Consider the following 26,451-nt stretch of genomic DNA (forward strand, 5'->3'; position numbering starts at 1 on the left):
TTTATCCTTCGCGTTTAGGCTTGGGCGGAAATCGAGTGGCCACCATGGAATTCAGACGTCCGGAACATCGCACCATCGCCGCGGCTCTTCAGTTGATGGAGGCTGATTTTCTTCTGGCCAACAAGTGTTGGTTTGCCGGCGGAACCGCCATAGTCATGCATCTCGACGAATACCGACTGTCGCTCGATGTCGATTTTCTCTGTGCGGATGGCGAGGGATATCGCGTCTTGCGCATGGCGGCGGTCGAAAGCGGAGTAGGGGCGTTTTTCGCAAAGCCGGTAGCCGCGCTCCGGGATATCAGGACAGATCAGTATGGAATACGCACGGCTCTTACCCTTGAAGGGCAGCCGATTCGCTTTGAAATCGTGCGTGAGGCCCGGATTGCTCTTGAAGGCACCCTCGATCCACAGCTGAACATTCCCATGCTGTCGCTGCCGGATATGTTCGCTGAAAAACTGCTCGCCAATGCTGACCGCTGCCAGGACAGGGCCGTCGCCTACCGTGATGCTATCGATCTCGGCATGCTTCTCACCCGCTACGTGGAAATTCCCGCTGTCGCTGTTCTCAAGGCGACGGAAGCTTATGGGCAAGACATTGAGCGCAAGATCGGCTGGGTCCTCGCCAGACTTGAGGACGAGACTGAATTGAGACATGCCGCAAGCGTTCTGCAGATGGACGGTGACGTTGCCGCACAGGCGATCGCTGCGCTTCGCGGCGAAGCCCGGCGGCTCTGGTCGTCTTAGCCCGCAGCTTTCCCACCCCAACGCCAGCCTCGCGCCAGCCGCAGATGCCATCGTCCCGGCAGATATCGCTGTCTTGCCGATCGTTGATAAGGGTGGTTCCATGAATTTTCTGCGCCGGGTCTTCCCACTTGCCGGGCTCGTGATTGCAGTTGCGTCGCTGAGCGGCTGCAACATCCTCATTCCCGATGTCGCCGCCGATTCGCCCGCCCGCTTCGTCCAGGAAACCTCGCCGGTCTTCTATCAGCCGCCCGGCGTCGATCCGCGCCGGGTGCGGCCGATCCCCGATCAGCCGGTGCCGCAGACGCGCGAACTCTACAAGACCCAGTTCCACCAGACCTATGGCCTGCCGGTTACCAATCCCGTGCACATGGCGATGTACGGTCAGCAGCGTGACGAGGATTTCACCCTGCCGGCGATCCCGGTCAGCCGCGTGCAGCCGCAGTTCTTGCGCCAGGAGGTCGATTATCAGACGGCTGAGCGTCCCGGCACCGTGGTCATCGATACCAAGGCGCATTTCCTTTATTTCGTCGAGGGCAACGGCAAGGCGATGCGCTACGGCGTCGGCCTCGGTCGCGACGGTTACGCCTGGTCGGGGCGCGGCGTCATCCAGTGGAAGCAGAAGTGGCCGCGCTGGACGCCGTCGGTCGAAATGGTCTCGCGCCAGCCTGAAGTTCGCCCGTTCGGGGCGGAGAATGGCGGCATGAATCCGGGGCTGATGAACCCGCTCGGCGCCCGCGCCATGTATATCTTCAAGGACGGGCAGGATACACTCTATCGCATCCACGGCACACCTGACTGGCAGTCGGTCGGCAAGGCCACCTCGTCGGGCTGTGTGCGCATGCTGAACCAGGACGTTATCGACCTTTACGACCGCGTTTCGGCCAAGGCCGAGATCGTTGTGATGTAGCGCTGCAACAGCGCTACCCATATCGTCCGCTCCGGGCTGGACACGTCTGCGTGAAGCTATGGTTTATTTGGCGCAAGCCGATAGATCTTTTGATGTTGTTATCGGCATTGGACGAATCACCGGTTTATCCGGACGTCTCGTCCGGCTTCCCGCATCAGAGGAAATCAGTCCCGCGTCATGAGCTTCGATAGACATCTTTCCCGCCGCAGCTTTCTTTCCTTTTCGGCGTTGACCGCAGCCTCCGCGCTCGCCGGCTGCGCCTCCTCAGCCAACACCGTGACATCAGGCGATACGACGATCACCTACCGTTCGCCCATGCGCCTGTTCCAGTCCCCGGGTGCGTCGAGCGTGCCGAGTGGGGCTGAGCTTGCCGTCATGTATGGTCCCATCGAAGACGGCGGCTTTCTCATTCCAGCCGTTCCCTACGAACAGATCGATCCGCGCTATTATCGCCAGCGCGTCGTCGATCCCACCGGTCAGCCTCCCGGCACCATCGTCGTCGATACGCCGTCGCGCTTCCTCTATCTCGTCCAGGGTGACGGCATGGCGATGCGCTACGGCGTCGGCATCGGCCGCGAGGGTTTCGCCTGGCAGGGTTCGGGCGTCATCCAGTGGCGTCAGAGATGGCCGCGCTGGAAGCCGCCGAACGAGATGGTTGCCCGCCAACCCGAACTCGTCAAATACTCGATCGAGAACGGCGGCATGGAGCCGGGTCTGAAGAACCCGCTCGGCGCCCGCGCGCTCTATATCTTCTCGAATGGAGAGGACACGCTCTACCGCCTGCACGGCAATCCCGACTGGCGCTCGATCGGCAAGGCCGTCTCGTCGGGCTGCGTGCGGCTGATGAACCAGGATATCATCGATCTCTACGACCGCGTGCCGACAAAGGCGCCCATCGTCGTCTGGCAGTAATCGTCACCGAGGCGGCCGCAATCCGGCCGCCTCGGCTTGATCCTTTTCCCGGGCAAGCAGATGCTTTGCCCCAGGCAAGCGAGTGCTTTGCCCCGGGAAAAAGGGTGCTTTCCGCGGGGGGCAAGAGCTTCATTTTGCGCCCGCGAGAGAATTATTTTCCGAAATAGCATTGCTTAATTCGGTAAATATCCTACATGGTGCGTATCGAATTGCTTGCGACCTTTGTCCACGCGCTTGAGCGCTCCGTCAGATATCCTCTCAACATCGATACGGCTTGTCGGGGATTATTCCGCAGGCGAACACAAACGGTTGAAAAGGAGATCGTTATGAATTCAGGCGTCGTCAAGTGGTTCAATGGCACCAAGGGTTTTGGCTTCATTCAGCCCGATGATGGTTCTACGGACGTTTTTGTCCATATCTCAGCGGTTGAACGCGCCGGAATGCGCGAACTCGTTGAAGGTCAGAAGATCCGCTACGATCTCGTCCGCGACAAGAAGTCCGGCAAGAATTCGGCTGACAACCTTCAGGCCGCATGATTTGTCATTCGCCTCTGCTGGCCATGAATATGGCAGCGGGCTGGCCATGTGCTGGCAGCAAGCTGACCACGGATGTACTGGCAGCGAGCTACCGATACCGGCGGCGGGCTGAGTGACTGGAAGAGGTCGGGTACCAGCCCGGCCTTTTTGCTTTGATCGCAGGCTTTTCCGGAATGCCCGGTCGTTCCTGAATGACCCCCGGTCGTTCTGATTGACCGATTGAGCAGCCGAAGAGTCGAAGGGACGCTGAAATGGGCAGACCAAACTATAAAGTCGGCGACATGATCGTGCTGAAATCGGGCCTCACCCGCACGGCGAAAGCCGATAAGCGGTGCCGGATCTCCAGCATCCTGCCCAACGACCATGGGCATGTGCAATATCGCGTCCAGTTCGACGCAGAGAATTTCGAGCGCCGCATCACTGAGGCGGACATCGATACCGGTGAATCTCCGTCGAGGGCTTCCCCCGAGGCGGCAGCCAAGTCCGACGGCGCCGAGCCCTGGCTGAAGTTTTCGAGCATCAAAATCGGGAAATAGTCCCGCGTTTTTAATTTGGACAGTGCGGCGGCCGCCGCGACAGGAAGGATATCGTTTTGCAGGTACTCGTCAGAGATAACAATGTCGATCAGGCGCTCCGCGTGCTCAAGAAGAAGATGCAGCGGGAAGGCCTGTTCCGGGAAATGAAGGCGCGCAGCGCCTTTGAGAAGCCGTCCGAGAAGCGCGCCCGCGAAAAGGCCGAGGCCATTCGCCGCCAGCGCAAGCTCGCCCGCAAGAAGCTGCAGCGCGAAGGTCTGCTGCCGGCGCCGAAGAAGGTTCTCCGCCCCACCCGCTAATCCCGGCTGTGGCATCACGGCCAACAGTGGCATCACTGAATCATGGTTTCTGCCGTGGAGCCATGGCTTACAGCGCCGCGCGTCTTTTCCAGACGCGCAAAGGAGGCTGTGACACTTGAATTTCAGTATAATTCCTTGAACCGATTTCGATTTGAGGAACTATGCAGCAACGCCGCCATCACCTGGGAAAGGGGCACATGACCGCCACCAAGGGAGAATTCTTCAATCCCGCCAAGCTTTCGTCTCGCGACAAGGCCGAAGCGACCGATCACACGGCGCGCGCGATTATCGCCGCCGAGGCATCGGCCCGTGACAAGAAGACGGAGAAGCTGAAGGCGCTGCGTTTGCAGCAGGAGGCCGAGGCCGAACCTAAGGCGGCGCCTGCCAAGAAGCGCCGGTCGCCGGCTAAGCCGCGGCCCTGATCTCTCGGCGCGCCCGCCCGCTCTACCGGCTGTGCCGGCTCTATCGGATGAGTGCGTTCAGCCGCCCGTGCCGGCCCGCCCGAGATTGCCCCGCAGCCGATGCAGCATGTCGCGCATCTCGGCCATTTCCCCAAGCGTGCAGCCTGCGGCTTGCCCGATCGCCGTCATGATCGTATCGATCTCCCCCTTCATTGCCTGACCTTGCGGGGTCAGCGACACGATCACCTGCCGTTCGTCGCGCAGGTCGCGGATGCGCTTGAGCAGCCCGCTCTGTTCCAGCCGTTTCAACAGCGGCGATAGCGTGCCGGAATCGAGATCCAGTTGCTCGCCGATCGTCTTCACCGGCAATTCGCCGCGTTCCCACAGCACCAGCATCACCAGATATTGCGGATAGGTCAGGCCTACCTTGTCGAGGATCGGCTTGTAGGCGCGGGTGAAAGCATGCGCTGTCGCGTAGACCGCGAAGCACAACTGCTTTTCCAGCCGCTTCTCCTCTTGCGGTATCTCCATCGTCTTCGTCGTTTGCGCTTTCATATCCATCATCCCTGAGGCGCTGATTGTCCTCTTTTCGAATCCGAAATGCAATTTGCAAAATTCACTTGCGTACAATTTAATTGTGCGATAATAAAAATCCAACCCGATCGAAGGGCCAATCAAAGGAGATCGTCATGCCTATTCTCTATACGACCAAAGCCTCTGCCACCGGCGGCCGCGCAGGCCGCGCCGTTTCCGAAAACGGCGTTCTGGACGTGACGCTGACAGTTCCCAAGGAACTCGGTGGTGACGGCGCGACCGGCACCAATCCCGAACAGCTTTTCGCTGCCGGCTACTCCGCCTGCTTCCTCGGTGCATTGAAATTTGTCGCGGGCCAGCAGAAGGTCAAGATTCCCGAGGACACGACGGTCTCCGCCAAGGTCGGCATCGGCCCGCGTGAAGATGGCGGCGGCTTCGGCATCGAAGTGGCGCTGACGGTCAACATTCCGGGTCTCGACCGCGAAACCGCTGAAAAGCTCGCAGCCGCAGCCCACATCGTCTGCCCCTACAGCCACGCCATGCGCACCTCGACCGAGGTCCCGGTCACCGTCGCCTGATCGGAGCAATTCCCAGCAAAAGTGTGGGAGCAGCTTCCATCTTCGGCCGGACGCCGTCGCGCTTCAACTCCTGAGGCGAACGCAGTAGAGCCCGGCCCAGGAGATCGGTGAGGCCAGCCCCTCATCCGGCTGCCGCCACCTTCTCCCCGTAAACGGGGCGAAGGGGATATGCCGCGACCTCTCCGTTCCTCGCCAACCTCTCGCGGGGCACGTCCCCTCTCCCCGTTTTTACGGGGAGAGGGCTAGGGTCATATGCGCTAGGTTTAGCCCTGGACATAAGGAATCTGGTTGTGATTCAAGCTTTGGATGAAGATTCGTCCTGAGGTTTTGGATCATTGGCCGGAAGTGCGCGAGCGGCTTCCGGCGGGTTTTGACTTGGAAGCAACGGCGCGGTTGCGCGGTGCTTTTACGCGGGTGCGGGAAATCAAGAATGCCGAGACGCTGTTGCGGCTGGCACTTGCCTATGGCGGCCTTGGCATGTCGCTACGCGAGACCTGTGCATGGGCCGAAGCGGGCGGGATCGCCCGTTTGTCAGACCCATCGCTGCTTGAGCGGCTGTGCAAAGCGGCGCCTTGGCTTGGCGACATCGTGGCCGCGCTGATTGCCGAACAGGCCAAAGTGCCGACGGGGCGCTTTGCGGGATATCGCTTGCGTGTGCTCGATGGAACGTCGATTTGCCATCCAGGCGCTGACCGCACGACATGGCGGTTACATGTCGGCTACAACTTGGCAACGGCTCAGGTCGATCAGCTTGAGTTGACCGACATCCATGGTGCCGAGAACCTTCAGCGCCTTACCTACGCACCCGGCGATATCGTGCTGGCCGATCGCTACTATGCAAGACCGCGCGACCTGCGGCCGGTGATCGACGCCGGTGCAGACTTCATCGTGCGGACCGGCTGGAACTCGTTGCGCCTGTTGCAGACGAATGGCGAGCCCTTTGATCTGTTTGCCGCACTCGCCGCTCAGCAAGAGCAGGAAGGCGAGGTGCAGGTTCGTGTCCACGAAGGCATGACGGGGACGCCGCCACCACCGCCGCTGGCCCTGCGCCTCATTGTCCGACGCAAGGATCCGCAACAGGCCCAAGCCGAGCAGGAGCGTCTGCTCAAAGCCGCCCGCAAGCACGGCAAAAAACCCGATCCGCGCAGTCTCGAGGCGGCGAAGTACATTCTGCTGCTGACCTCGCTGCCGGCCACCACCTTCCCGCCGGCCGATATCCTCACCCTCTATCGCTTCCGCTGGCAAATCGAGCTGGCGTTCAAACGGTTCAAGAGCCTGGCCGGCCTCGACAGCTTGCCGGCCAAGAAGCCGGAACTGGCCCGGGCATGGCTCTACGCCAGACTGATCGTCGCCATCATCGCCGAACAGATTGCCGGGCAAGTCCCGGACTCTCCCCCCTCTGGATGTGGCAACCCCACTGGCTAGCCCCCCATTGGCAAGCCCATCGCGCTGGCGTCTCATGAAGATCGCCCTGGCCACCATTTGCGCCGCCATCCGCGGACCACTTCTGTGGCAGGCCGTCTGTAATCTCGTCACGCGAAGTCGTCGCCACCTCTGTGAGCCGCCGCGACGACGCCGAAAACAATGCGACGATCTACACGCTCGCTTAACCTAGCGCATATGAGGGCTAGGGTGAGGGGCAGCCATCGGCTTGCTCTATTCGGCCGCTAGCCGTCCGCTGTGACGAGGTCGGCGTTCAGCCCGGCGGCCCGGGCGTTTCTGCCATCATTCATGACAGCGCCTGCAGGTCCTGCCGCAGCCTTGCGGCGCCGCCATCCGGCAGCTTTCCGTCGATCATCGCATGCGTGCTTTCCCAGATCGGCAGCGCTCTCGCCAACACCGCCTTGCCTTCGACGGTGAGGTTCAGCAGCCGGCCGCGCCTGTCCCTCGGGTTCTCCATCACCTTCACCCAGCCCTTGCGCTGCAGCGGCTTCAGCGCCGCCGTCAGCGTCGTCTGGTCCATGGCGAGCAGGGCGGCGACCGGCCCCATTGGCGGTGGTTCCGGCCGGTTCAGCGACATCATCAGCGAAAACTGCCCATTGGTTAGCCCGGCCGGCCTCAGCGCATCGTCGAACAGCCGGGCAAGCGCGCGTGCCGCCCGCTGCACATGCAGGCAGAGGCAGGTGTCGCGCACCAATAGCGTCGTGGAAAAGGGAATCTCGATCGAATTTGACATGCCCCATTTCTATTGATATCAATGTATTTAGTCAAGGAGAAGGAGATGAGCCGGCTTCACCGGCAAGCGCCGGAGGAGGGCGCATTTCATGCAGAATGAAGTTGTGTCCCGCGAAGAGTGGCTTGAAGCCCGCCGTGCCCTGCTGGCCAAGGAGAAGGAGGCGACGCGGCTACGCGACAGCGTCAACGCCGCCCGTCTGGCGCTGCCCTGGGTGAAGGTCGACAAGGATTATGTCTTCGAAACGCCGGAGGGCAGGAGGTCGCTCGCCGATCTCTTCGACGGCCGCAGCCAGTTGCTGATCTACCATTTCATGCTCGGCCCGGATTGGGACGCCGGCTGCACCGGCTGCTCCTTCCTGTCCGATCATGTCGATGGCGCCCTGCCGCATCTGAACCATCACGACGTCACCTGGGTCGCCGTTTCACGCGCGCCGCTCGACAAGATCGCCGCCTATAAACAGCGAATGGGCTGGCAATTTCCCTGGGTCTCTTCCTTCGGCAGCGACTTCAATTTCGATTATCACGTATCTTTTAGCCCGGAGGATCTTGCCAAGGACGAGGTCTTTTACAATTTCACGCCTATGCAGCCGGCTGACGCCAATGACGAACTGCCGGGCCTCAGCGCTTTCTACCAAAACGACAGGGGCGAGATCTTCCATACCTATTCGAGTTATGCCCGCGGGCCGGAAGAACTGATCGGCACCCTGATGATCCTCGATCGCGCGCCGAAAGGCCGCAACGAGGACAGCACGATGAATTTCGTGCGCCGCCACGACGAATATGATGAGGCCCCGAAGGCGCCATCCTGCTGTCACTGAAATAGGCCACCATCACTCAAGGGAGAAGAGGACGATGAAGACCGCTGAAGTGCTGAAGGAACATTCCTTCCTGGAAAGACTGATCGGCGACTGGACCGTCACCGCACCCGACATGACGGGAAGCGAGCCCTGGACGGAAACCGTCCGCTCACTGCACGGCATCTGGTTCGTCGCCGAAGGGACCGGCCGCATGCCTGATGGCAAAGAGGCCACCAGCATCCTGACGCTCGGCTACAACGCCGCAAAAGGCAAATACGTCGGCAGCTGGATCGGCAGCATGATGGATTATATGTGGGTCTATGAGGGCGAGCTCGACGCGTCAGGCAGTGTGCTGGACCTCTATACCACAGGTCCCGACTTCAACAGCGAGGGGCTTGCCGATTACCGCGAGCAGATCATCTTCACCGACGCCGATCACCGCACCTTCATCTCCAGCGCCAAGCAGCCTGACGGTTCCTGGAAGCAGTTCATGGAAGCACATTACGCCCGCAAGATCTGACAATCACGGCGCTCAACCTTGAAAAAGGGGTTTCGAAAAAGAGGCCTCGGGAAAAGGGCGTCGAACAAGGGAGAGTATGATGTCCGAGACGCATGGAAAGTTCATCTGGTGCGAGTTGATGACCCCCGACACATCGGCTGCCGCGAAATTCTATAGCTCGGTCGTCGGCTGGACCACCTCCGAAATGAAAATGGAGGGCATGCCCACCTATACGATCTTCGAGGCGAACGGCATCGGCGTCGCCGGCCTGATGGAATTTCCGGCCGAACTCGAGGGTAAGGGCATTCCACCGAACTGGACGGGTTATGTCGATGTCGACGACGTCGACCAGTCGGCCAAGGATTTCGCCGCCAATGGTGGTTCGGTCCGCCGTCCGCCGGAAGACATCCCGACCATCGGCCGCTTCGCCGTCGTCGCCGATCCACATGGCGCGGTGCTCTGCATCATGACGCCGGCGCCGATGGAGAAGCCCATGCCGGAACTGGCCTTCGACGCACCCGGCAATATCGGCTGGCGTGAACTCTATGCCGGCAATGGCGAACAGGCGCTGGCCTTCTATTCCAAGCTGTTCGGCTGGACGAAGGACAGCGAAATGGACATGGGCCCGATGGGCGTCTACTATCTTTTCGCCCATAACGGCAGGCAGACCGGCGGTATGATGACCAAGCCGGAAAACATGCCGATGACGTTCTGGTGCTATTATTTCATCGTGCCCACCCTCGACGCCGCGATCGAACGCGTCACCTCAGGCGGCGGCAAGGTCGTCCACGGCCCGATGGAAGTCCCCGGCGGCAGCTGGATCATCCAGGCCACCGACCCGCAAGGCGCCTTCTTCTGCCTGGTCGCACCGAAGCGGTAGGGTTTGACGCGGCAGCTGCGGCAGGCCCCTCATACGGCTGCCGCCCTGCCTTTCCGTCAGAACTTGTAGCTGGTCCCGAAGAGGACCTTATCCTGCGTAGCGCCGACATCGCCGATGGTCGAGCCGAAGTCCTTGTTGCCGAAATCGGAATGGCGATATTCGCCGCGCACCAGGATATTGTCTGTGACCGCGTGTTCGATGCCACCGCCGGCCGTCCAGCCGATCAGGATGCCGTCCTTCTTTCCGGCAGCGGAAATGTCGACCTTGCCGCCGCCGGCCGCCACGCCTGCCGTTGCAAAGAACAGGGTGCGATCCCAAGCGTAACCTACCCGAGCTCGGCCCGAGGCATCCCATTCGAGGTTCGCATTGTCATTTTTCTCGAAGTTGTAGTTAAAGTCGTTCTCGATGCCGTAGACGATATTTCCGGATTGGAAATTATAGCCGGCATGCAGGCCTGACGTGCCGCTGTCGATATCCTGATCCGAGCCGAGGATCTTTGCCTGGCTCCAGGAATATCCACCTTGGGCGCCGAGATAGAAGCCCGACCAGTCATAGGCTGAAGATACCTCTCCGGCGGACGGCGCCGGCGGCGTTTCATAGGTGAGATCGGCGGCAACGGCCGGAACGGCAACCGAAAGCGCCAGGACGGCGCAGGCGACTAATCTGATATGCATGGAGATGCCTCGTGTTCATGGGAAGAAAAGCCGAGAGGGCGATTGCGACACCGCCCGGCTCTCAAGAAACCATGCCCCGCGCCGACGTTGCGGAGTGTCTTTTAACATTGAGATTTGTTGCGAACCCTCGCGAAGGATGGGGCGGCGCGGCACGCCGCGCCACCCATCACACGCCTGATTCCAACGAAGCAAAGAACCCCTCCGGGCTCTCGACTTCCACCAGCCGCTTCTTCTCGATCAGCCAGAACCGGTTTCCCACCGCCCGCACGAAACTGCGGTCATGCGAGACCAGCAGGCAGCTCGCCTCGTGCGCCATCAACTCGCCCTCCAGCGTCTCCTGTCCCTCGATGTCGAGATGGTTGGTCGGCTCGTCGAGCAGGTAGAAATTCGGTTCCGCAAGCCGCAGCACCAGCATGCCGAGCCGTGCCTTCTGGCCGCCGGACAACTGGCCGATCGGTTTTGCCTGCATGTCGATCGTCATGCCGGCGCCAGCCAGCAAGCCCCGCGCCCGCTGGTCGCCGACATCGAAGCGGCGGATGATTGTGCCGATCGGCGTATCGGTGTCGGCAAGATCGGCAAGCGCCTGGTCGCCATAGCCGAGCACGAGCGAAGGCGTCGCCTTGACGCCGTCCCGCGCCGTATCCGGTCTTTCGATCGCCTGCTTCAGCATCGACACCAGCCGCGACTTGCCGGCGCCGTTGAGGCCGAGCAGCACGATGCGGTCACCCTGGCAGATGAATTGTCGGCCGGTCTTGAACAGCAGCGTTCCATCCGGCGTCGTCACCGCCGCATCCTCCAGCGTCACCAGCACCTTGGCATGCGTGCCGCGATTGGCAAGCCGGATGGCGCCGGCCGAGCGCTCCAGATGCGCCGGTTTTGCCGCATCCTCCAGCTTCTCCGCCCGCTGCTTGAGCTGTTTCGTCTTGACGACGAGCAGATCGCTGCCGGAGTTGATGCCGATATTGTTGAGCTTGGCCGCCTGCTTGCGCAGTTGCTCCGCCACTTTCATGTCGCGCTCGTAGCGCCGGGCTTCGGAAGCGTCGGCCTCGTCGAGGGCGGCGCGCGCCCTTGTATAGGGCAGGGCGAAGACCGGCGATTGCTCCGGCCGCAGGAACAGCGTCCGGTTGGTCGTCGCATCGAGGAAGGCGCGATCGTGGCTGGACAGGACAACCGGCACGTCGCGCGGCAGCGCATTCAGCCAGCTCTCCAGCTGCGCGATCTTTTCGAGGTCGAGATGGTTGGTCGGCTCGTCGAGCAGAAGCACGTCGGGTTCGCTCACCCAGGTGCGGGCAAGCATGGCAAGCCGCTGCCAGCCGCCGCTCAACTGCTTCAGCGGCCGGCCGCGCATGACCTCCGGCACATCTAGCGATTCCAGCACCACGTCGACCCGCCAGCTTTCGCTTTCGGCCTGATCGGCCGGCAGCGCCTGCAGCACCGTATCGTAGAACGGCGTGTCGAAAAGGGCAGGCGGCACATTCTGCGCGACATGGCCGACGGTCAGCCCGCGCGCTTTGGTGATCTCGCCCTCGCTTGGCTCCAGCGCGCCGGTGATGCAGGCAAGCAGCGTCGATTTCCCCCGCCCGTTGGCGGCGACGAGACCAATGCGGTCGCCGCCATTGACGACGAGATTGAGCTTGGAAAACAACGGACTGCCCAGCGTCACGCCGAGATTGCGGATATTGATGAGTGTCATGATCGTTCTCTGGTCTTGACCGGGTATCAAGCGCGCTCCGGGGCGTTCAGCCATCACGGGATTGCGCGGTTCGAGCCCGGGAAATGAGAGGAATGCGCGCTGTCATCTACGGCGTCGCATTGGCCACGAAGGGCAGACCAGGAAGAGATGTCGAGAAACGGTCTCTGGTCAGCCCTGCAAACGCATTTGCAGGGCGTTGACGGGACCACGCTGGCGATTAAACCGAAAATAATACTGCATTGCGTGATCCTCCTTTCTCAAAAGCTTGCGGGACCCAAATAACATTGCCCGCGAAAAGAGGCAAGGGAGGTGCAGGCACTGGCATAATCAGCCGCCGCTGAGGGGAGGTTGGAGAATGCCGCGCCGAGGCCTGAGGGCCAAGTCGAAGCAGCGGCGGGAGTTGAACCCGCATCTCCCCGCCCGTGAACATTGGATTTCACGTAGAAAACGAGGGCTCTGTCCGTTGAGCTACGCTGCGCGGCCATGACAGCCTGAAATCTCTTTGGGAAAATCGGTCAGGGCTGTGTTGACCCACTTCCTTGACTTTCTCCAAAAGGATGTTGAGAGCGCTGCGCACGCGTTAGAAGGCCAAGTTTAATCGCCAGTCGCAACGTTGTCTGTTCGTGATTTTCTATTTCTTGTCGATACTGCTCGTGCACTGCTGGGCTAATCTGGCTTGCCCAAACCAAATGCGGTCCTTGCGTTTTCTCCGCGATTTCGCGTTCATTCCTAATATCGGCCAGCCGAAGCGACATCTGCTCCTCAGAAAACGTGTCCCACGAGCGCGACGAAAGGATACGAAGCCAAAGCTCCTTGGATGCATCTAACGACAGGAGGCGTCCTTTGACGTCCGCAAAATTGTCGGCCTCTCTTCGCGCGACACCCTCGTCGCTCTCCTCATCACGAAATTGCATCTCCTCGCGATCTATCCGCGCCTTGAGTTCGCTTCGGGCAAATCTGTTTATAGCACCGGCCAAGCTCTCATCTTGGGTGCCCGTGGCTAGTTCGAAGAGAAGGCTGCACAGGTTGGAGAAGTCGGAGCCTGGAGTTGTGACGAAGCTAGGTTTGCCAAAGCGCAAAGACAGATTATAGGCGAACTCAACGATGTGCGTTCGAGCTTTGTTGTCGCCTACAAAAAACGGTTCGTCGCCAATTGAATCGCGAAAGAGGGCGACTTCAGCTGCTAGTCGCAGACTTTTCATCTCTTTCCGAAGCTCACCGAAGCTGGCAAGATCAGAGGTATCGCGCGAGAAGATGCGAGCCATTGCTCTCTTATGGTCTTCATACTCCCCCTTGACATGCCATCCTGACCGTTCCAGCAGCGGTTCGATTTGGTTCAGAAGATCCACCAGCGCATAAACATCCTTTAGGACAACTTTTCGCTGCTGCGAGGAGTAGGCGGCGCGCTCTATGTATTGGTATCCAATGGCGCAATCAAAGACTTGCTCGACAATGGAGCTTACCGTGCGCGCTTCCATCTCCCCTAGCAAGCCGAAGGTTGCCGGAAGCAAGTCCTCCATTCTGGCGATGATAACTTTGCGCTCAGTAACGGCGCGAAGGCAGTCCTCGTCGCTCAATTTGGCGCTAATAAAATCCAGAAGATGAAACCTAGGAAGATAGTCTCCAGCTTCCGTCGAGATTTCTCTAGCGACCCGCCGCTCCATGTCTCCGCGGCGGCTATCGCTTGCTTGGTTAAGTGCGTCGAGAACAATGCGATGCGGTATGCGATCTCCATTGCGGAGGTATGGAATTAGCTTTTCGATCACCGAAGAAGTCATCTGTCGAACCCGCTTTAGGCGTCTCTGTAAGAGACCTGAGATTAGTAGCCGAGTTAGGAAAGCGCAAACAGATGGTCTCGTGAGTAGACAGGAGTGATGCTTACGATTGTTGGTTTGCTAGATGGTTTTTGCGAACGCTGCCAGGGCAGCCTCTGGATTTGCAGGCATCATAAGCTCTGCGAACCTTACCGATGGGGGATCAAGTGACTCTAATGCACCGTTCGGAAAGCAGCCGGGTTCGGAAGCGAGGGCGAGAGAGGGAATGTTCGCGCTCACTGCGCGACGGGACTCGAACCCGCAGCCTTCACCGCTTGGTGTGACTCTGACCAGTTGAGCTACGCGCCACGGTCACATTCCCTCTCGACTGCATCCCTTGGCCTTCGGGTGCCGCCCCTATTGGGCAATTAAACCTAAAGTATTTAGCCTCAGTTTAATTTCGCTGAGGTCTCGCCCCCTTGGAGGATACCGCGCTCCCGATGGTCAGACGCAACCGGCCGCCTCCCTGCGACTCATTCCGAAATTATCCCGCAGCATCACCGACAGGCAATTCCAGCCGCCGTGTTATCCGTATGCTATCGAGGAATGTCTCGTCATGGCTGACCACCAGCAGCGCGCCGTCATAGGCGCGCAGTCCTGCCTCGACTGCGGCGATAGAGTCGATGTCGAGATGGTTGGTCGGCTCGTCGAGGATCAGCAGCGGCGGCGGTGTCGAGCCGAGCACGCAGGCAAGGCCTGCCCGGAGCAATTGCCCGCCGCTGAGCGTCGATACGGTCTGCAGCGCCGCATCCGCCCTGAACATGAAGCGGGCAAGGGCGGCCCGACAGGTATTTTCATCGGCCTGCGGATTGATCCGGCGAAAATTATCGCGGATCGAGGCCGACGGATCGAGCAGGCTCACTTTCTGATCGAGCATCGAGAAAGCGGTCATGACGCCGACCGTGCCGGCCCAGGGTTTCAACTCGCCGGTAACAAGCGCCAGCAAGGTCGTCTTGCCCGAGCCGTTGCGGCCGGTGACGGCGATACGCTCCGGTCCCGTCACATCGAAGGAAAGATTGCGGATGACGGGATCGCCTGGCAGATAGCCCGATGTCACGCCATCCATTTTCAGCACGGTCTTGCTGGTCGGCAGCCCGGTTGGCGGCAGGGTGACCGACAAGGGCTGCAGGATCTCGATCTTCTCGCGCGCCGCCCTTGCCTCGTCCAGTGCCTGGGCGCGCCGACGGTCGGCGAGGCGGGCATTGTTGCCACCCGTCGTTTCGCTCCGCTCCTTCATACCGCCGAGCACGATGCGCGGAATGCCACCCTTGGCGGCCGTCTTCCGCCCGGTGCTGTCCCTCTGCGCCTGACGCTCCACCGTCGCCTGCGCCTTCCTGGCAACCTCGGCGATGCGTTTTTCGGCGTCAGTGAGATCATGCCGTGCCGCCGCGAGCTCGAGCGCCTTGCGTTCGCGATAATGGCTCCAGTTTCCGCCGTAGCGCGTGGCAGAGAGCGACGTCAGTTCCACGATCGCATCGACACTTTCGAGCAGTTCGCGGTCATGGCTGACGATGACGGCGCCGGCCCGCCAGCCTGACATCAGCGCGATCACCGCCTCGCGGCCCTCGCGATCGAGATTGTTGGTCGGTTCGTCGAGCAGCAGAAAGTCCGGTTCGGTGAAAACAAGCGCCGCAAGCCCGGCACGGGTGCGCTGCCCGCCTGAGAGCACAGCAAGCGGCGTCTCCGGCAGTGCGTCGAGCCCCGTCCGATTGAGCGCTGCGGCGATGCGCGCCTCCAGCATCCAGTCCGCCGATGCAAGCTCGTCAGTCGTTGCCTCGCCGGCTTCCGCGCGGCGAAGAATAGCGAGCGCATCGGTCACGCCGAAGAGATCGGCAACCGTTTCGTCAGACGTCACCTGAACGCTCTGCCGTAGCACGCCGAGACTGCCGCTGACGGATACCGTCCCGGAATGCGGCTGGAGTTCACCGGAGACGAGCTTGAGCAGCGTCGTCTTGCCGACGCCATTGCGCCCGACCAGACCGGTACGCTCAGCCCCGAAACTCAGGTCGAGATTGGAAAAAAGCGGCCGCCCGTCAGGCGCGGACCACGAAATTTGGGAGAGGGTGATGGATGCAGGCATGGATATGGTTTTCCCCGTTGGCAAGGCGAACTGGCGTTGCGATCGGGTTGAAATCCATTGCGGCACACATCCTGTTGAAATGGTCGATGGCAGGTAATTTAGGGAATAAATGCTGCGGGTTCAAGAAGGGGAACGATCAGAGAAGGCGTGGGAAGTTGCCCCTCACCCTAACCCTCTCCCCGTAAACGGGGCGAGGGGACGTGCCCTACGAGAGGGGAGGAACGGAGACGTTGCGGCTATTCCGCTTCGCCCCGCGAGCGGGGGTCCGAAGGACGGGGCGAGACCTGTGGCTCGACCCCGGTCGGTGCCGGCAGGCGGATGAGGGGCTTTTATAGCTCGCCGCAACCCTACCGCTTCAAGCTCCCCAAGATCCCGCGCACCAGCGCCCGGCCGACTTGTGTTGCCACCGTGCGGGCCACGCTCTTCATTGCCGCTTCCACCACCGTTTCGCGCTGATAGCCGGACGTCCGGCCGCGCGATTGGCCGCGGCCCTGGTTGTCGTCGTCATTGCCGCCGCCGAAGCCCGGCAGGTTCCAGCCGGAGGTTGTGCCGCCGTGTTGCTGAGGCGCTTCTTCCTGCGCCCGTTTGGCGGCTTCGGCATCGGCTGCCTTCTTCGCCCGTGCGGCCAGCAGTTCGAAGGCGGATTCGCGGTCGATATCCTCGTCATAGACGCCGAGAACCGGGCTCCTGTCCATGATCTGACGGCGCTCGTCATCGGTCACCGGGCCGACGCGGCCGGAGGGTGGGCGGATCAGCGTGCGCTCGACGATCGAAGGCGCGCCCTTGGCCTCGAGCGTCGAGACCAGCGCCTCGCCGGTGCCGAGATTGGTGATTACGGTGGCGCAATCGAAGGCCGGATTGGCACGGAATGTATCGGCCGCCGTCCGCACCGCCTTCTGCTCGCGCGGCGAATAGGCGCGAAGCGCGTGCTGCGCCCGGTTGCCGAGCTGGGCGAGCACCGTTTCCGGCACGTCGAGCGGGTTCTGCGTCACGAAATAGACGCCGACGCCCTTGGAACGGATCAGCCGCACCACCTGCTCGACACGTTCGGTCAGCACCTTCGGCGCATCGTTGAAGAGCAGGTGCGCCTCGTCGAAGAAGAAGACGAGCTTCGGCTTGTCGGGGTCGCCCACCTCGGGCAGTTCCTCGAAGAGTTCGGAAAGCAGCCAGAGCAGGAAAGTGGCGTAAAGCCGCGGGTTCATCATCAGCTTGTCGGCGGCCAGCACCGAGATCTGGCCGTAGCCGTTGTTGCTGGTGCGCATGATGTCGGAAATCTTCAGCGCCGGTTCGCCGAAGAAGTGCTCCGCACCCTGCTGTTCGAGAACGAGCAGCGCCCGCTGGATCGAGCCGACCGAGGCCTTGGAGATCAGGCCGTACTGGTTGGAAAGTTGGCTGGCGTTCTCGCCCATATAGTTGAGCAGCGAGCTGAAATCCTTGAGGTCGAGCAGCGGCAGCCCGCCCTGGTCGGCGATCTTGAAGGCAATGTTGATGACGCCTTCCTGCGGTTCGGAGGCATCCATCAGACGGGCGAGCAGCAGCGGTCCCATCTCGGCGATGGTGGTGCGCACCCGGTGGCCCTTCTCGCCGAACAGATCCCAGAAAATCACCGGAAACTGGTCGAATTCATAGTCGGTGAAACCGATCTGCTCGGCGCGCTTCGTCAGGAAATCCTTCGGCTCGCCCTTGGCGGCGATGCCGGAAAGATCGCCCTTGATATCGGCCGCAAATACCGGAACGCCGGCCCGCGAGAAGCCTTCGGCGAGCACCTGCAGTGTCACCGTCTTACCGGTACCGGTGGCGCCGGTGACGAGGCCGTGACGGTTGCCGAATTTCAGGTCGAGATATTCTGGCTTGTTGATGCTGTCATCGGGATTGCGGCTCGCGCCGATGAAAATCTTGCCATCCTCGATCATTCGGAATGCTCCCTTGGGGCTCTGCCGCCATTTGTATGAGAAGGCGTGCTTCTGCCGCCTTCATCGAACCATCGTTTCCTTGTTATAAGCAGGCAGGTGCATGCCGACAACTGTTTGCGTTGAAAGCAAAACCGGACAAAGTGCGGCCCGGGGAGGGGCCGGCTTGAGTTGCTCTGGAATTTCGATTAACGTTGACGTTAACGTCAAATAACAGGAGGCTGACATGAATGAAATTGTAACCCAGATCGCCGATCGCGTGGGTATCGCGCCAGACCTCGCCGAAAAAGCGCTCGGCATGATGCTCGGCTTCCTGCAACGCGAGGCCGCCGATGGCCCGGTTGCCAAGATGATCGAAGCGATCCCCGGCGGCGCCGATCTCGTTGCCCAGTTCAACGGCGCAGGCGCCGGCGGCGGCGGCCTGCTCGGCGGGCTGATGAGCTCGCTCGGCGGTGGCGGCATCATGGGGCTCGGCCAGCAGCTGATGGGTGAGGGCCTCGGCATGGGCGAGATCACCTCGCTTGCCAAGGAAACCATCGCGATCGCCAAGCAATATGCCGGCGAAGAGGTCGTCGACGAGGTCGTCGCTTCCGTTCCGGGCCTCAGCCAGTTCGTCTGAGACGAGGGATCGGCAGGAGCCTCGCTTTGTTGCGGGGCTCACTGTTCTCGCTATACCGGGGTGAAAAGCAAGCGCTGTCCCTATGAAAGGAGAGTTCGTGACCGTCTGGCGCCCATCGCAGCAGATCAGGGTGAAGGTGATCGGCCTCGCCTGGCGGAAAGACCAGCTGCTTGCCGCCGAAGTGGAGGATGACAGCGGCCGCATCAAGGGCGTTCGCCCGCTTGGCGGCGCGATTGAATTCGGCGAGAGCCGCGAAGAAGCCCTGCACCGCGAATTCCAGGAGGAACTCGAGACCGATATCCGCATCGTCGGCCCCTGGCATCTGCTTGAAAACATCTACGAGCATCACGGCGCGACCGGTCACGAATACATCTTTGCCGCCGATATCGAACTGGCCGATGCATCGCTCTATGAGCGCGACGAAATCCACTATTCCGAGCTCGACGATACGGCGGCGACCGCGCGCTGGTTCTGTCGCGACAGCCTGCGGGACGCCGGCATCGATCTCTATCCGACAGGTCTCGACAGGCTGCTGTCGCGCTGGCGCGATTGAGCCGGAGATCGCCCGCTCTGAGGTGCCATATTCCGATCGCCAAACTTTGATCGTCCGCCTCCGCTTCCGGGGGAACAATGAGGTCGTTCTGCTGTTTCTGTCGCATCGCTGAAACCATAGGGAATAGCATCATGCGTATGTTTCTTGCAGCAGCCTCGATCATTCTCCTCGGCTTCGTCGCTCCGGCCTTCTCCCAGGCGCTTGCTGATATGGACTCTAGCGGCCGCTTCGGCGGCATGCCACCCGGCACGGTGCCGGGAGCGGAATCCAATGGCGGACTCATGATTCCGCTCGATCCAGTCGAAACCGGTGATATCACCGTCGTCATTCCGTCCGATCGGACCATCTGCCCGCGGCCCGGAACGCGTCAGTACCGCGCGGCAGAGCGCGACGGTACGCTAAGCGACGCCTGCCGCTGACAGGATAGGTCCCAGATCAGAAAGCAGGACCGGCTATTTGTCGTTTTTGTGCAGCACGACGCCGAGTTCATGCCACTGCCGCCTGTCGCGCTGCATCAGTTCGTTGGCTGAGGCGGGTCCCATGCTGCCCGGCGCGTAGGCGTCAGGCACACTCTGGTCGTTCGCCCAGATATCGAGGAAGGGCTGCACCACCGCCCATCCGGCTTCGATGCCGTCGGCGCGCTGGAACAGCGTCTGATCGCCGATGAAGAGATCGTAGAGCAGTGATTCATAGCCGGTGGTCTTGGCAATATCGAATTTGTCGGCATAGCGGAAATCGAGCGAGACCGGCACGGTATCGACCGAAAGCCCCGGCGATTTGATCGAGATTTCCATGCTCATGCCCTCATCCGGCTGCACCTGGATCACCAGCCGGTTCGGCGGCAGGCGGCGCTTGACGTCGGTCTCGCGAAACTGCGCGAAGGGAACGGGCTGGAAGGTGATGACGATCTCGGTGTCGCGCGCCGTCAGCGCCTTGCCGGTCCTGAGATAGAACGGCACGCCGGCCCAGCGCCAGGTATCGGCATAAAGCTTCAGCGCCACGAAGGTCTCGGTCCTGCTGTCTGGCGAAACGTCCTTGGTGTCGCGATAGGCGGGAAGCTGAGCCCCATTGAGCGGGCCTGCAGCATAGGCGCCGCGCACGCCATGCGTCTTGGCCTCCTCAGGCGTATAGACGCGCAGCGCCTTCAGCACCTTGCTCTTTTCATTGCGGATCGCTTCGGCATCGAAGCTGTTCGGCGGCTCCATGGCGATCATCGCCAGCAGTTGGAAGAGATGGTTCGGCACCATGTCGCGCAGCGCACCCGTCGCATCGTAGAATTTGCCGCGGCTGCCGACATCGACTATTTCGGCAGCGGTGATCTGCACATGGTCGATATAGCGGCTGTTCCACAAAGATTCGATCATCATGTTGGCGAAACGGGCGGTCATCAGGTTCTGCACGGTTTCCTTGCCGAGGAAATGGTCGAGCCGGTAGACTTGGCTCTCCCCGACCTGCGCGAGGATCTGTGCATTGAGCGCCTGCGCCGAGGCGAGATCGGTGCCGAACGGCTTCTCGATCGCGACGCGGCGGAAGACGCCGTCGCTTTCATCGGTCAGCCCATGCGCGGCGAGCTTCTCGACGATCGTGCCGAAGAAGGAGGGTGGCACCGCGAGATAGAAGGCGGCATTCGCATGCGGCCCCAGCCTCTTGCCGATCTCGACGAAAATATCGTCCTTGGTGAAATCCCCGGACGTATAGGAAATTCGCCGGCGCAGGCTTTCCCAGGCCTCGTCCTTCACCATCGGCTCTTCGCCGCTCAGATGGCTGAGGAATTGGTCGAGCCGCCCGCGCAGGAACTCGTCGTCACCCGGTTCGATGCCGATGCCGAGAATGTGGAGATCCTCGCCGACGAGGCGGCTGCGCGTCAGATTGATGATCGCCGGCACCAGCAGGCGGCGCGTCAGGTCTCCCGTGGCGCCGAAGATGACGAGGGTGACCGGCGGGGTAGGGGCAGCGTCCATGTGTCATCTCCTTGGATTTTGCGGCCGACTATACTGCGCGCCAGCTTTGCCGCAACATATGCAGGCGAGGGATAACAAGCATTTGACACTATCCGGGGTGCCCGAGCTCGAGTAGCCTTGCTTGCCGGCGGTCAGCGTCAGCCTTTCACCGCCACCATGAAGATCCTCGGAAACCTGAGCAGCACCCGCCCGTCCGACATCTTGGGATAGGCCTTTTCCAACCGCTCCAGATAATCGGCCAGGAACGCCTCGCGATGCTCTTCGCCGGCATGGGCGAGATAGGGCATCAGCCCTGTTCCCTTCACCCATTCGACGATCGCCGCAGCATCCGCCATCGGGTGATTGTAGACGCTGTGCCAGATATCGACGCGCGCGGCTTTGGCGATCAGTCGGCTGTAATAGGTGGACGGCGGCGGCAGCGGCTTGCGGCGCACGCTCTTCGCCTCGAAGGCGGATTTCCACGGGCCGGCATGCGCCGTCTCCTCCATCGCCAGATGCGAGGGTTCGCCGAGATTGTCGGGCATCTGCACGGCCAGCACGCCGCCTTCGGAAAGCCCGTCCATCAGTCGGTCGAAGATATCGAGATGATCGGGCAGCCATTGGAAGACGGCATTGGCAAACAGCAGGTCGGCGGGTTCGTCCGGCTGCCAGCGGGTGAGATCTGCCTCGACGAAGGCAGTGCCCGGAAGCCGCTTGCGCGCCGCCTCCAGCATGTTCATGTCGCTGTCGACGCCCGAGACGCCGTCCGCCCCGTAGCGCTCGATGATCAGCTCGGTCGAATTGCCCGGGCCACAGCCGAGATCGATGGCATGACGAAGGTTTTGCAGCGGCACCTGTGCCAACAGGTCGCGCGCCGGTCGCGTGCGCTCATCCTCGAATTTCACATATTGATTGGCGGACCATGCCATGGCGTTCACTCCTGCTGTCAGGCCACATCGTCCATGTGGTGGATGCGGATCTTGTCGATGTTGCGGCCGTCGAGATTGACGACCTCAAAGGCGAAGTCGCCGGCGACGAAGCTTCACTCAGCCGACACAAGTATTTTGTCCACGCGCCTCCCGTCGAGATCGACGACTTCGAAGCGCCATCCATCTCTCGTGAAGCTCTCGCCCAATTCCGGCAGATGTTTCAACTCTTCCAACACCAGGCCGGCGACAGTCTGATATTCCAAGTCGCCATCGAGCTTGAGGTTTAAGAATTCAGCGAACTCGTCAATTGGCGTCCAGCCCGACACGAGATAAGAGCCGTCGTCTCGCCGAGCGATGGCCTGTTCATCGACCGGTCCCTCCTGCAGAGCCCCCATGATTGCTTCCAAAATGTCACCTGACGAGACAACCCCCTCGAAGTGGCCGTACTCGTCGAAAACCAGCACCATGTGAACGGGCGATTTCCTGATGGCTTCAATAACATTGATGGCAGTTGAAAGGTCTGAAACCACCGGGACGTCTTGCGTCAGAGCCTTGATGTCGGCGCTGCCGTGTTCGGACATCGCGTCGTAGAAGTCCTTGACCGGAAGGATGCCGATCACCTCGTCCGAACTGCCTTTTCGAACGGGCAACCGCGACCGCTTCGTCCTGTGCAACTGGGTCCGAATTTCATCAAGGCTGTCGTCGATATCAATAATTTCGACGTCCCGCCGGGGCGTCATAAGCGCTCGGGCAGTGCGATCCGCCAGCCGCATGACACCTGATATCATCGCGGACTCTTCGCTTTCGATCACTCCAGCCGACTGCGCCTCGGCCAGAACAGTTTTGATTTCTGCGTCTGAGACATTTTCGCCAGCTTTTCCTGTTTGGCCCAAGAGTTTGAGCACAAGGTTTCCGGAGGCGTTTAGAAGCCACACGAGTGGCAGCGCAATTTTTGAAAGGACCGCCATAGCGGGTGCGACCCTGGCCGCAACCGCTTCGGGTTCCCGCAATGCGATCTGCTTTGGAACAAGTTCGCCGACGATCAACGAAAGATATGTGATTGCCACGACGACTGAACCTACGCCAATGGCATCAGCGGCCGTCGATGACATTCCCTGGGCTTCTAGCCATCCGCTCAGGCGGCCGCCGAGCGTGGCCCCCGAGAAAGCGCCGGATAGAACGCCGACCAGCGTGATGCCGATCTGCACCGTTGAGAGAAAACGACCAGGGTTTTCAGCAAGTTTGATCGCTTGAGCTGCACCCTTGCTTCCATTGTCGGAGAGGACCTTTAGGCGAGCTGTTCGAGAATACACGACGGCCAGCTCCGACATGGCGAGCACACCATTCAGGATGGTGAGAAACGCCACAATTCCAATTTCCAGAAACACAGGGACCCTATTCGTTTAGGTTGTAGTGCCGCATTCATCAGGCGAAGCGGCGAGGCATTCGAAGGGACGCTCTTATACGCATATACGCATCGCCTGTCGTCTCTCCATCATAGTGTTGACATCAGTGCAGGTTCCATCAGACCGGTCCTCTGAAGTGAGCCGCGGCCGCCCGTCAGCGGCAATGGTCTGGGAAGCGGCCCTCTCTGCGGGAGCATAGATATGCTTGACGCGAGGCGGAGGTCATCGCACCGTCTACAATGGTCGCCTGCTTCCTCGGCCGGGAGATCCCGGTTGGAAGGGGCGGAGCTTGTACTGGATGGGTCGCTGTCAGGCATGTCGCAATTTTGACGGTGAAACAGTGCCGACGCAAGAGGCGCCGGGCGAAAATCCTTATAGCGTCTTGATGTGACAGTTTCGCCAACGGCAGCACCATCGCGTTTGCGCGTCTTAAAAGAGGCGCGGCGATCAGCCAGTCATAAGGAAAGCTGCCGCAATACACCGTAAATTAACAGCCTGTCCGTATTTTCTCCAAATTGCGAACGATTTCCGTGACGTGCAGCCACGTCCTGAAATCAGTTCTCGGTCTGGGGAAGCCGGGACGGAATAGATCGGTGCGCGATCGACGACCTGCCCGCTTGAGGAGGTTAAGCGCATGCAGTTCAAATCGGCGACCGGACGCAACATTTTTTCCGTGGCGGCCTGCGGTGTCATCGCCACGATCGCGGCATCGGGCGTTCTTTTTTACATCGCCTACAACGATATGCGCAAATCGAGCCTCGACGAGATGCTGCAGATCGCTGCTGCCAATGCGCTCAACGTCGAGAAATCCATGAGCGTGGCGCTCGGTATCGTCAATGCGTTGGAAACGTCGCTGTCGACGATGAAGGAGGGCGGAAACGCCAATCGTGCGGCCGCCGACGACCTGCTGAAGAACATGCTGCAGGATAATGCGATGGCGCTCGGTGTTTGGACCGGCTGGGAACCGAATGCCTTCGACGGCAAGGACAAGGATTTTGTCGGCAAGGAAGGCCACGACACGACGGGCCGCTACGTGCCTTACTGGGTCCGCAGTGGCGACAAGATCCAGCACACGCCGCTGGTCGATTATGGCGTGTCGGGCGCCGGCGATTACTACCAGCTGCCCTTTACCCAGAAAAAGACTGTCGTCATCGAACCTTATGTCTATGCGGTCGACGGCAAGGACGTGCTGATGACCTCGGTCGCCAAGCCGATCATGGTCGATGGCAAGGCGCTCGGCGTCGCCGGCATGGACATTTCGCTCGACGACGCCAACAAGGCGATCTCGGCAGTCCACCCGATGGAGACTGGCTATCTCAGCCTCGTGACGGGCACCGGCAGCATCATCAGCCATCCTTCCGCAGAACTCGCAGGCAAGAATATCAAGGACGGCGGCGATCTGACCGCCGGCTGGGATCAGTTGATCGCCAAGCCCGGCGTCGCGCAGGAGATCGCAGGCCCGGACGGCCAGACCTATTTCTCGGTCGCCTATCCGGTAAAGCTCACGAATGACCTGAACTGGTACGCCGTCGTCTCGGTGCCCAAATCCACCGTCTTTGCCCAGCTTAACAACATGGCCTGGAGCGCCGTTGCTATCACCGCCATCGCTGCACTCCTGCTCGGTTTTTCAGGCTGGCTCATCGCCCGCAAATTCATCCGCCGCATAGAGGGCGTGATCGCCGAGACCGATTGCATCGCCCATGGCCAGCTCGACGTGCAATTGAGCGACAAGAATGCCAAGGACGAAATCGGCGACCTCTCGCGTTCTCTCGCCATCCTGCTGGAAAGCAATCGCCAGAAGATCAGGCTCGAGGTCGATGCGGAAACCTCCCGGTCCCGCGAAGAGATCGAACGGCAGGAACGTTCCGTCCTCCATGCCGCCCGCGAGGATTCGATCAAGTTTGCGGTCAGCGAACTCGGCAACGGACTGGCCAGCCTTTCCAATGGAGACATGACCATCCGGCTGGAAAAGCCGTTTGCCGACTCGCTTGACGAAATCCGCGTCGATTTCAATGCGTCTGTCGAAAAGCTGCAGGCAGCCCTGATTTCCTTCTCCGAAAACGCTGCCGTTATCCAGGCCGGTTCGGAAGAAATCCGCTCGGGCGCCGACGATCTCGCCCGCCGCACCGAACAGCAGGCCGCTTCCGTCGAGGAGACCGCCGCCGCACTTGAGCAGATCACCACCTCGGTCAAGGACTCCACCCTTCGCGCCGAGGAGGCGGGAACGCTTGTCAGCCGCACCAAGGATGGTGCGGAAAAGTCCGGAGAGGTGGTGCGCAATGCCGTCGACGCCATGACCGGCATCGAGCAATCCTCGCAGTCGATCTCCAACATCATCGGCGTGATCGACGATATTGCCTTCCAGACCAACCTGCTGGCCCTCAATGCAGGCGTTGAGGCAGCACGTGCAGGGGAGGCCGGCAAGGGCTTCGCCGTCGTCGCACAGGAAGTGCGTGAACTGGCGCAGCGCTCGGCGACGGCCGCCAAGGAGATCAAGGCGCTGATCACCTCGTCCGGCGCCCAGGTCAAGCGTGGCGTCGATCTCGTCGGCCAGACCGGCAAGGCGCTGCAGGCGATCGTTGCCGAAGTCCAGCAGATCAACAGCAATGTCCAGGCGGTCGTCCAGGCCGCCCGCGAACAGTCGACGGGTCTCCTGGAGATCAACACGGCGGTCAACCAGATGGACCAGTCGACCCAGAAGAACGCCGCGATGGTCGAGGAATCGAATGCCGCCTCGCACACGCTGGTGACCGAGGTGTCTGCCCTCTCGGAGCGTCTGGCGCAGTTCAACCTCGGCCAGATGGCAAAGGCGGCCCCCGTCGCGCGGACGGCTGCCAAGCCGTTGGCACGCCCGGTCGCGGCGACGCTTGCGGCGCGCAGAGCGGTGCCCGCCTCGGCCACCGACCATGCCAGGCCCGCTCCCTCGCCGGCCCGCGCACTCGGCGGCAAGCTCGCAGCCGCCTTCGGCACCTCAGCCGCACCGGCTTCGACCGAGGGCAACTGGGAAGAGTTCTAGACATTAGGCGTCTGACGCCGCTG

26 protein-coding genes, 1 tRNA gene and 1 pseudogene are annotated in these 26,451 nt (G+C 61.0%); 16 read left to right on the forward strand and 12 right to left on the reverse strand.

From position 1 onward, the window contains the following. Positions 1 to 44: 44 nt before the first annotated feature. From AC25BC_RS04840 to AC25BC_RS04870, 7 genes are all read left to right on the forward strand, one after another. Positions 45 to 743: a nucleotidyl transferase AbiEii/AbiGii toxin family protein gene (locus AC25BC_RS04840; protein ID WP_012756576.1), complete on the forward strand. Its 699-nt coding sequence runs from the start codon at positions 45 to 47 to the stop codon at positions 741 to 743. A gap of 100 nt (positions 744 to 843) precedes the next feature. Beyond that, positions 844 to 1,650, forward strand: a complete 807-nt coding sequence (locus AC25BC_RS04845; protein WP_003557646.1) for a L,D-transpeptidase — start codon at positions 844 to 846, stop codon at positions 1,648 to 1,650. 177 nt (positions 1,651 to 1,827) lie between these two features. After that, positions 1,828 to 2,562, forward strand: coding sequence for a L,D-transpeptidase (locus tag AC25BC_RS04850; protein WP_003557650.1), 735 nt, complete (start codon positions 1,828 to 1,830; stop codon positions 2,560 to 2,562). Between the two features lie 326 nt (positions 2,563 to 2,888). Next, a complete protein-coding gene (locus AC25BC_RS04855; protein ID WP_003546468.1) occupies positions 2,889 to 3,098 on the forward strand; it encodes a cold-shock protein in 210 nt (69 codons plus the stop codon). A gap of 251 nt (positions 3,099 to 3,349) precedes the next feature. Beyond that, complete coding sequence (locus AC25BC_RS04860) at positions 3,350 to 3,634, forward strand: hypothetical protein (protein ID WP_012756578.1); 285 nt, start codon at positions 3,350 to 3,352, stop codon at positions 3,632 to 3,634. A gap of 56 nt (positions 3,635 to 3,690) precedes the next feature. Beyond that, positions 3,691 to 3,930, forward strand: coding sequence for a 30S ribosomal protein S21 (rpsU, locus tag AC25BC_RS04865; protein ID WP_003546477.1), 240 nt, complete (start codon positions 3,691 to 3,693; stop codon positions 3,928 to 3,930). A 197-nt stretch (positions 3,931 to 4,127) separates the two neighbouring features. Next, positions 4,128 to 4,352, forward strand: a complete 225-nt coding sequence (locus AC25BC_RS04870; protein ID WP_003546479.1) for a hypothetical protein — start codon at positions 4,128 to 4,130, stop codon at positions 4,350 to 4,352. 57 nt (positions 4,353 to 4,409) lie between these two features. On the opposite strand, the gene AC25BC_RS04875 is transcribed toward AC25BC_RS04870, so the two are convergent. After that, on the reverse strand, positions 4,410 to 4,895 hold the full coding sequence (locus AC25BC_RS04875) for a MarR family winged helix-turn-helix transcriptional regulator (RefSeq protein ID WP_128440267.1): 486 nt from the start codon (positions 4,893 to 4,895) through the stop codon (positions 4,410 to 4,412). 125 nt (positions 4,896 to 5,020) lie between these two features. Here AC25BC_RS04875 and AC25BC_RS04880 point away from each other — a divergent pair, with 125 nt between their 5' ends. Next, positions 5,021 to 5,443 (forward strand): organic hydroperoxide resistance protein, encoded by a 423-nt coding sequence (locus AC25BC_RS04880; protein WP_003546481.1) that lies wholly within the window; start codon positions 5,021 to 5,023, stop codon positions 5,441 to 5,443. A gap of 306 nt (positions 5,444 to 5,749) precedes the next feature. Beyond that, on the forward strand, positions 5,750 to 6,868 hold the full coding sequence (locus AC25BC_RS04885; RefSeq protein WP_017993194.1) for an IS4 family transposase: 1,119 nt from the start codon (positions 5,750 to 5,752) through the stop codon (positions 6,866 to 6,868). Between the two features lie 304 nt (positions 6,869 to 7,172). Here AC25BC_RS04885 and AC25BC_RS04890 read toward each other — a convergent pair whose 3' ends face one another. Further along, complete coding sequence (locus AC25BC_RS04890; RefSeq protein ID WP_128439265.1) at positions 7,173 to 7,619, reverse strand: MarR family winged helix-turn-helix transcriptional regulator; 447 nt, start codon at positions 7,617 to 7,619, stop codon at positions 7,173 to 7,175. Between the two features lie 88 nt (positions 7,620 to 7,707). Between AC25BC_RS04890 and AC25BC_RS04895 the strand changes: the two genes are divergently transcribed. From AC25BC_RS04895 to AC25BC_RS04905, 3 genes are all read left to right on the forward strand, one after another. Then, positions 7,708 to 8,436, forward strand: a complete 729-nt coding sequence (locus AC25BC_RS04895) for a DUF899 domain-containing protein (protein ID WP_128439264.1) — start codon at positions 7,708 to 7,710, stop codon at positions 8,434 to 8,436. A gap of 34 nt (positions 8,437 to 8,470) precedes the next feature. Continuing rightward, entirely contained in the window at positions 8,471 to 8,935 is a 465-nt protein-coding gene (locus AC25BC_RS04900) for a DUF1579 domain-containing protein (protein WP_128439263.1), read from the forward strand. Between the two features lie 79 nt (positions 8,936 to 9,014). Beyond that, positions 9,015 to 9,794 carry a VOC family protein gene (locus AC25BC_RS04905; protein WP_020486939.1) on the forward strand — a complete coding sequence of 260 codons (780 nt, stop codon included), beginning with the start codon at positions 9,015 to 9,017 and terminating at the stop codon, positions 9,792 to 9,794. 56 nt (positions 9,795 to 9,850) lie between these two features. On the opposite strand, the gene AC25BC_RS04910 is transcribed toward AC25BC_RS04905, so the two are convergent. From AC25BC_RS04910 to AC25BC_RS04940, 7 genes and pseudogenes are all read right to left on the reverse strand, one after another. Beyond that, positions 9,851 to 10,468 carry an outer membrane protein gene (locus tag AC25BC_RS04910; protein WP_012756584.1) on the reverse strand — a complete coding sequence of 206 codons (618 nt, stop codon included), beginning with the start codon at positions 10,466 to 10,468 and terminating at the stop codon, positions 9,851 to 9,853. Positions 10,469 to 10,634: 166 nt separating this feature from the next. Beyond that, positions 10,635 to 12,161, reverse strand: a complete 1,527-nt coding sequence (locus AC25BC_RS04915) for an ABC-F family ATP-binding cassette domain-containing protein (protein WP_128439262.1) — start codon at positions 12,159 to 12,161, stop codon at positions 10,635 to 10,637. A gap of 385 nt (positions 12,162 to 12,546) precedes the next feature. Further along, a pseudogene (locus AC25BC_RS04920) lies at positions 12,547 to 12,639 on the reverse strand. Positions 12,640 to 12,676: 37 nt separating this feature from the next. Next, complete coding sequence (locus AC25BC_RS04925) at positions 12,677 to 13,939, reverse strand: hypothetical protein (protein ID WP_128439261.1); 1,263 nt, start codon at positions 13,937 to 13,939, stop codon at positions 12,677 to 12,679. A gap of 275 nt (positions 13,940 to 14,214) precedes the next feature. Beyond that, positions 14,215 to 14,284: transfer RNA gene (locus tag AC25BC_RS04930), tRNA-OTHER, on the reverse strand. A gap of 175 nt (positions 14,285 to 14,459) precedes the next feature. Beyond that, the gene (locus tag AC25BC_RS04935; RefSeq protein WP_128439260.1) at positions 14,460 to 16,055 is read right to left on the reverse strand and encodes an ABC-F family ATP-binding cassette domain-containing protein; all 1,596 of its coding nucleotides are present in this window, start codon (positions 16,053 to 16,055) and stop codon (positions 14,460 to 14,462) included. Positions 16,056 to 16,402: 347 nt separating this feature from the next. Next, the gene (locus AC25BC_RS04940; RefSeq protein ID WP_128439259.1) at positions 16,403 to 17,968 is read right to left on the reverse strand and encodes a helicase HerA-like C-terminal domain-containing protein; all 1,566 of its coding nucleotides are present in this window, start codon (positions 17,966 to 17,968) and stop codon (positions 16,403 to 16,405) included. Between the two features lie 223 nt (positions 17,969 to 18,191). Between AC25BC_RS04940 and AC25BC_RS04945 the strand changes: the two genes are divergently transcribed. The 3 genes from AC25BC_RS04945 to AC25BC_RS04955 all read left to right on the forward strand — a co-directional run bounded on the left by AC25BC_RS04945 (position 18,192) and on the right by AC25BC_RS04955 (position 19,556). Next, positions 18,192 to 18,584, forward strand: a complete 393-nt coding sequence (locus tag AC25BC_RS04945; protein WP_003546502.1) for a hypothetical protein — start codon at positions 18,192 to 18,194, stop codon at positions 18,582 to 18,584. A gap of 97 nt (positions 18,585 to 18,681) precedes the next feature. Then, positions 18,682 to 19,137 (forward strand): NUDIX hydrolase, encoded by a 456-nt coding sequence (locus AC25BC_RS04950; protein WP_128439258.1) that lies wholly within the window; start codon positions 18,682 to 18,684, stop codon positions 19,135 to 19,137. Between the two features lie 77 nt (positions 19,138 to 19,214). Further along, positions 19,215 to 19,556, forward strand: coding sequence for a hypothetical protein (locus AC25BC_RS04955; protein WP_017993372.1), 342 nt, complete (start codon positions 19,215 to 19,217; stop codon positions 19,554 to 19,556). A gap of 33 nt (positions 19,557 to 19,589) precedes the next feature. On the opposite strand, the gene zwf is transcribed toward AC25BC_RS04955, so the two are convergent. The 3 genes from zwf to AC25BC_RS04970 all read right to left on the reverse strand — a co-directional run bounded on the left by zwf (position 19,590) and on the right by AC25BC_RS04970 (position 23,394). Continuing rightward, complete coding sequence (gene zwf / locus AC25BC_RS04960; RefSeq protein WP_128439257.1) at positions 19,590 to 21,098, reverse strand: glucose-6-phosphate dehydrogenase; 1,509 nt, start codon at positions 21,096 to 21,098, stop codon at positions 19,590 to 19,592. 137 nt (positions 21,099 to 21,235) lie between these two features. Then, entirely contained in the window at positions 21,236 to 22,006 is a 771-nt protein-coding gene (gene tam / locus AC25BC_RS04965; RefSeq protein WP_128439256.1) for a trans-aconitate 2-methyltransferase, read from the reverse strand. Positions 22,007 to 22,119: 113 nt separating this feature from the next. Next, on the reverse strand, positions 22,120 to 23,394 hold the full coding sequence (locus AC25BC_RS04970) for a hemolysin family protein (RefSeq protein ID WP_012756593.1): 1,275 nt from the start codon (positions 23,392 to 23,394) through the stop codon (positions 22,120 to 22,122). A 652-nt stretch (positions 23,395 to 24,046) separates the two neighbouring features. Here AC25BC_RS04970 and AC25BC_RS04975 point away from each other — a divergent pair. After that, the gene (locus AC25BC_RS04975; protein WP_128439255.1) at positions 24,047 to 26,428 is read left to right on the forward strand and encodes a methyl-accepting chemotaxis protein; all 2,382 of its coding nucleotides are present in this window, start codon (positions 24,047 to 24,049) and stop codon (positions 26,426 to 26,428) included. Positions 26,429 to 26,451 lie beyond the last annotated feature (23 nt).

This window comes from Rhizobium sp. WSM409 (genome assembly GCF_057653825.1).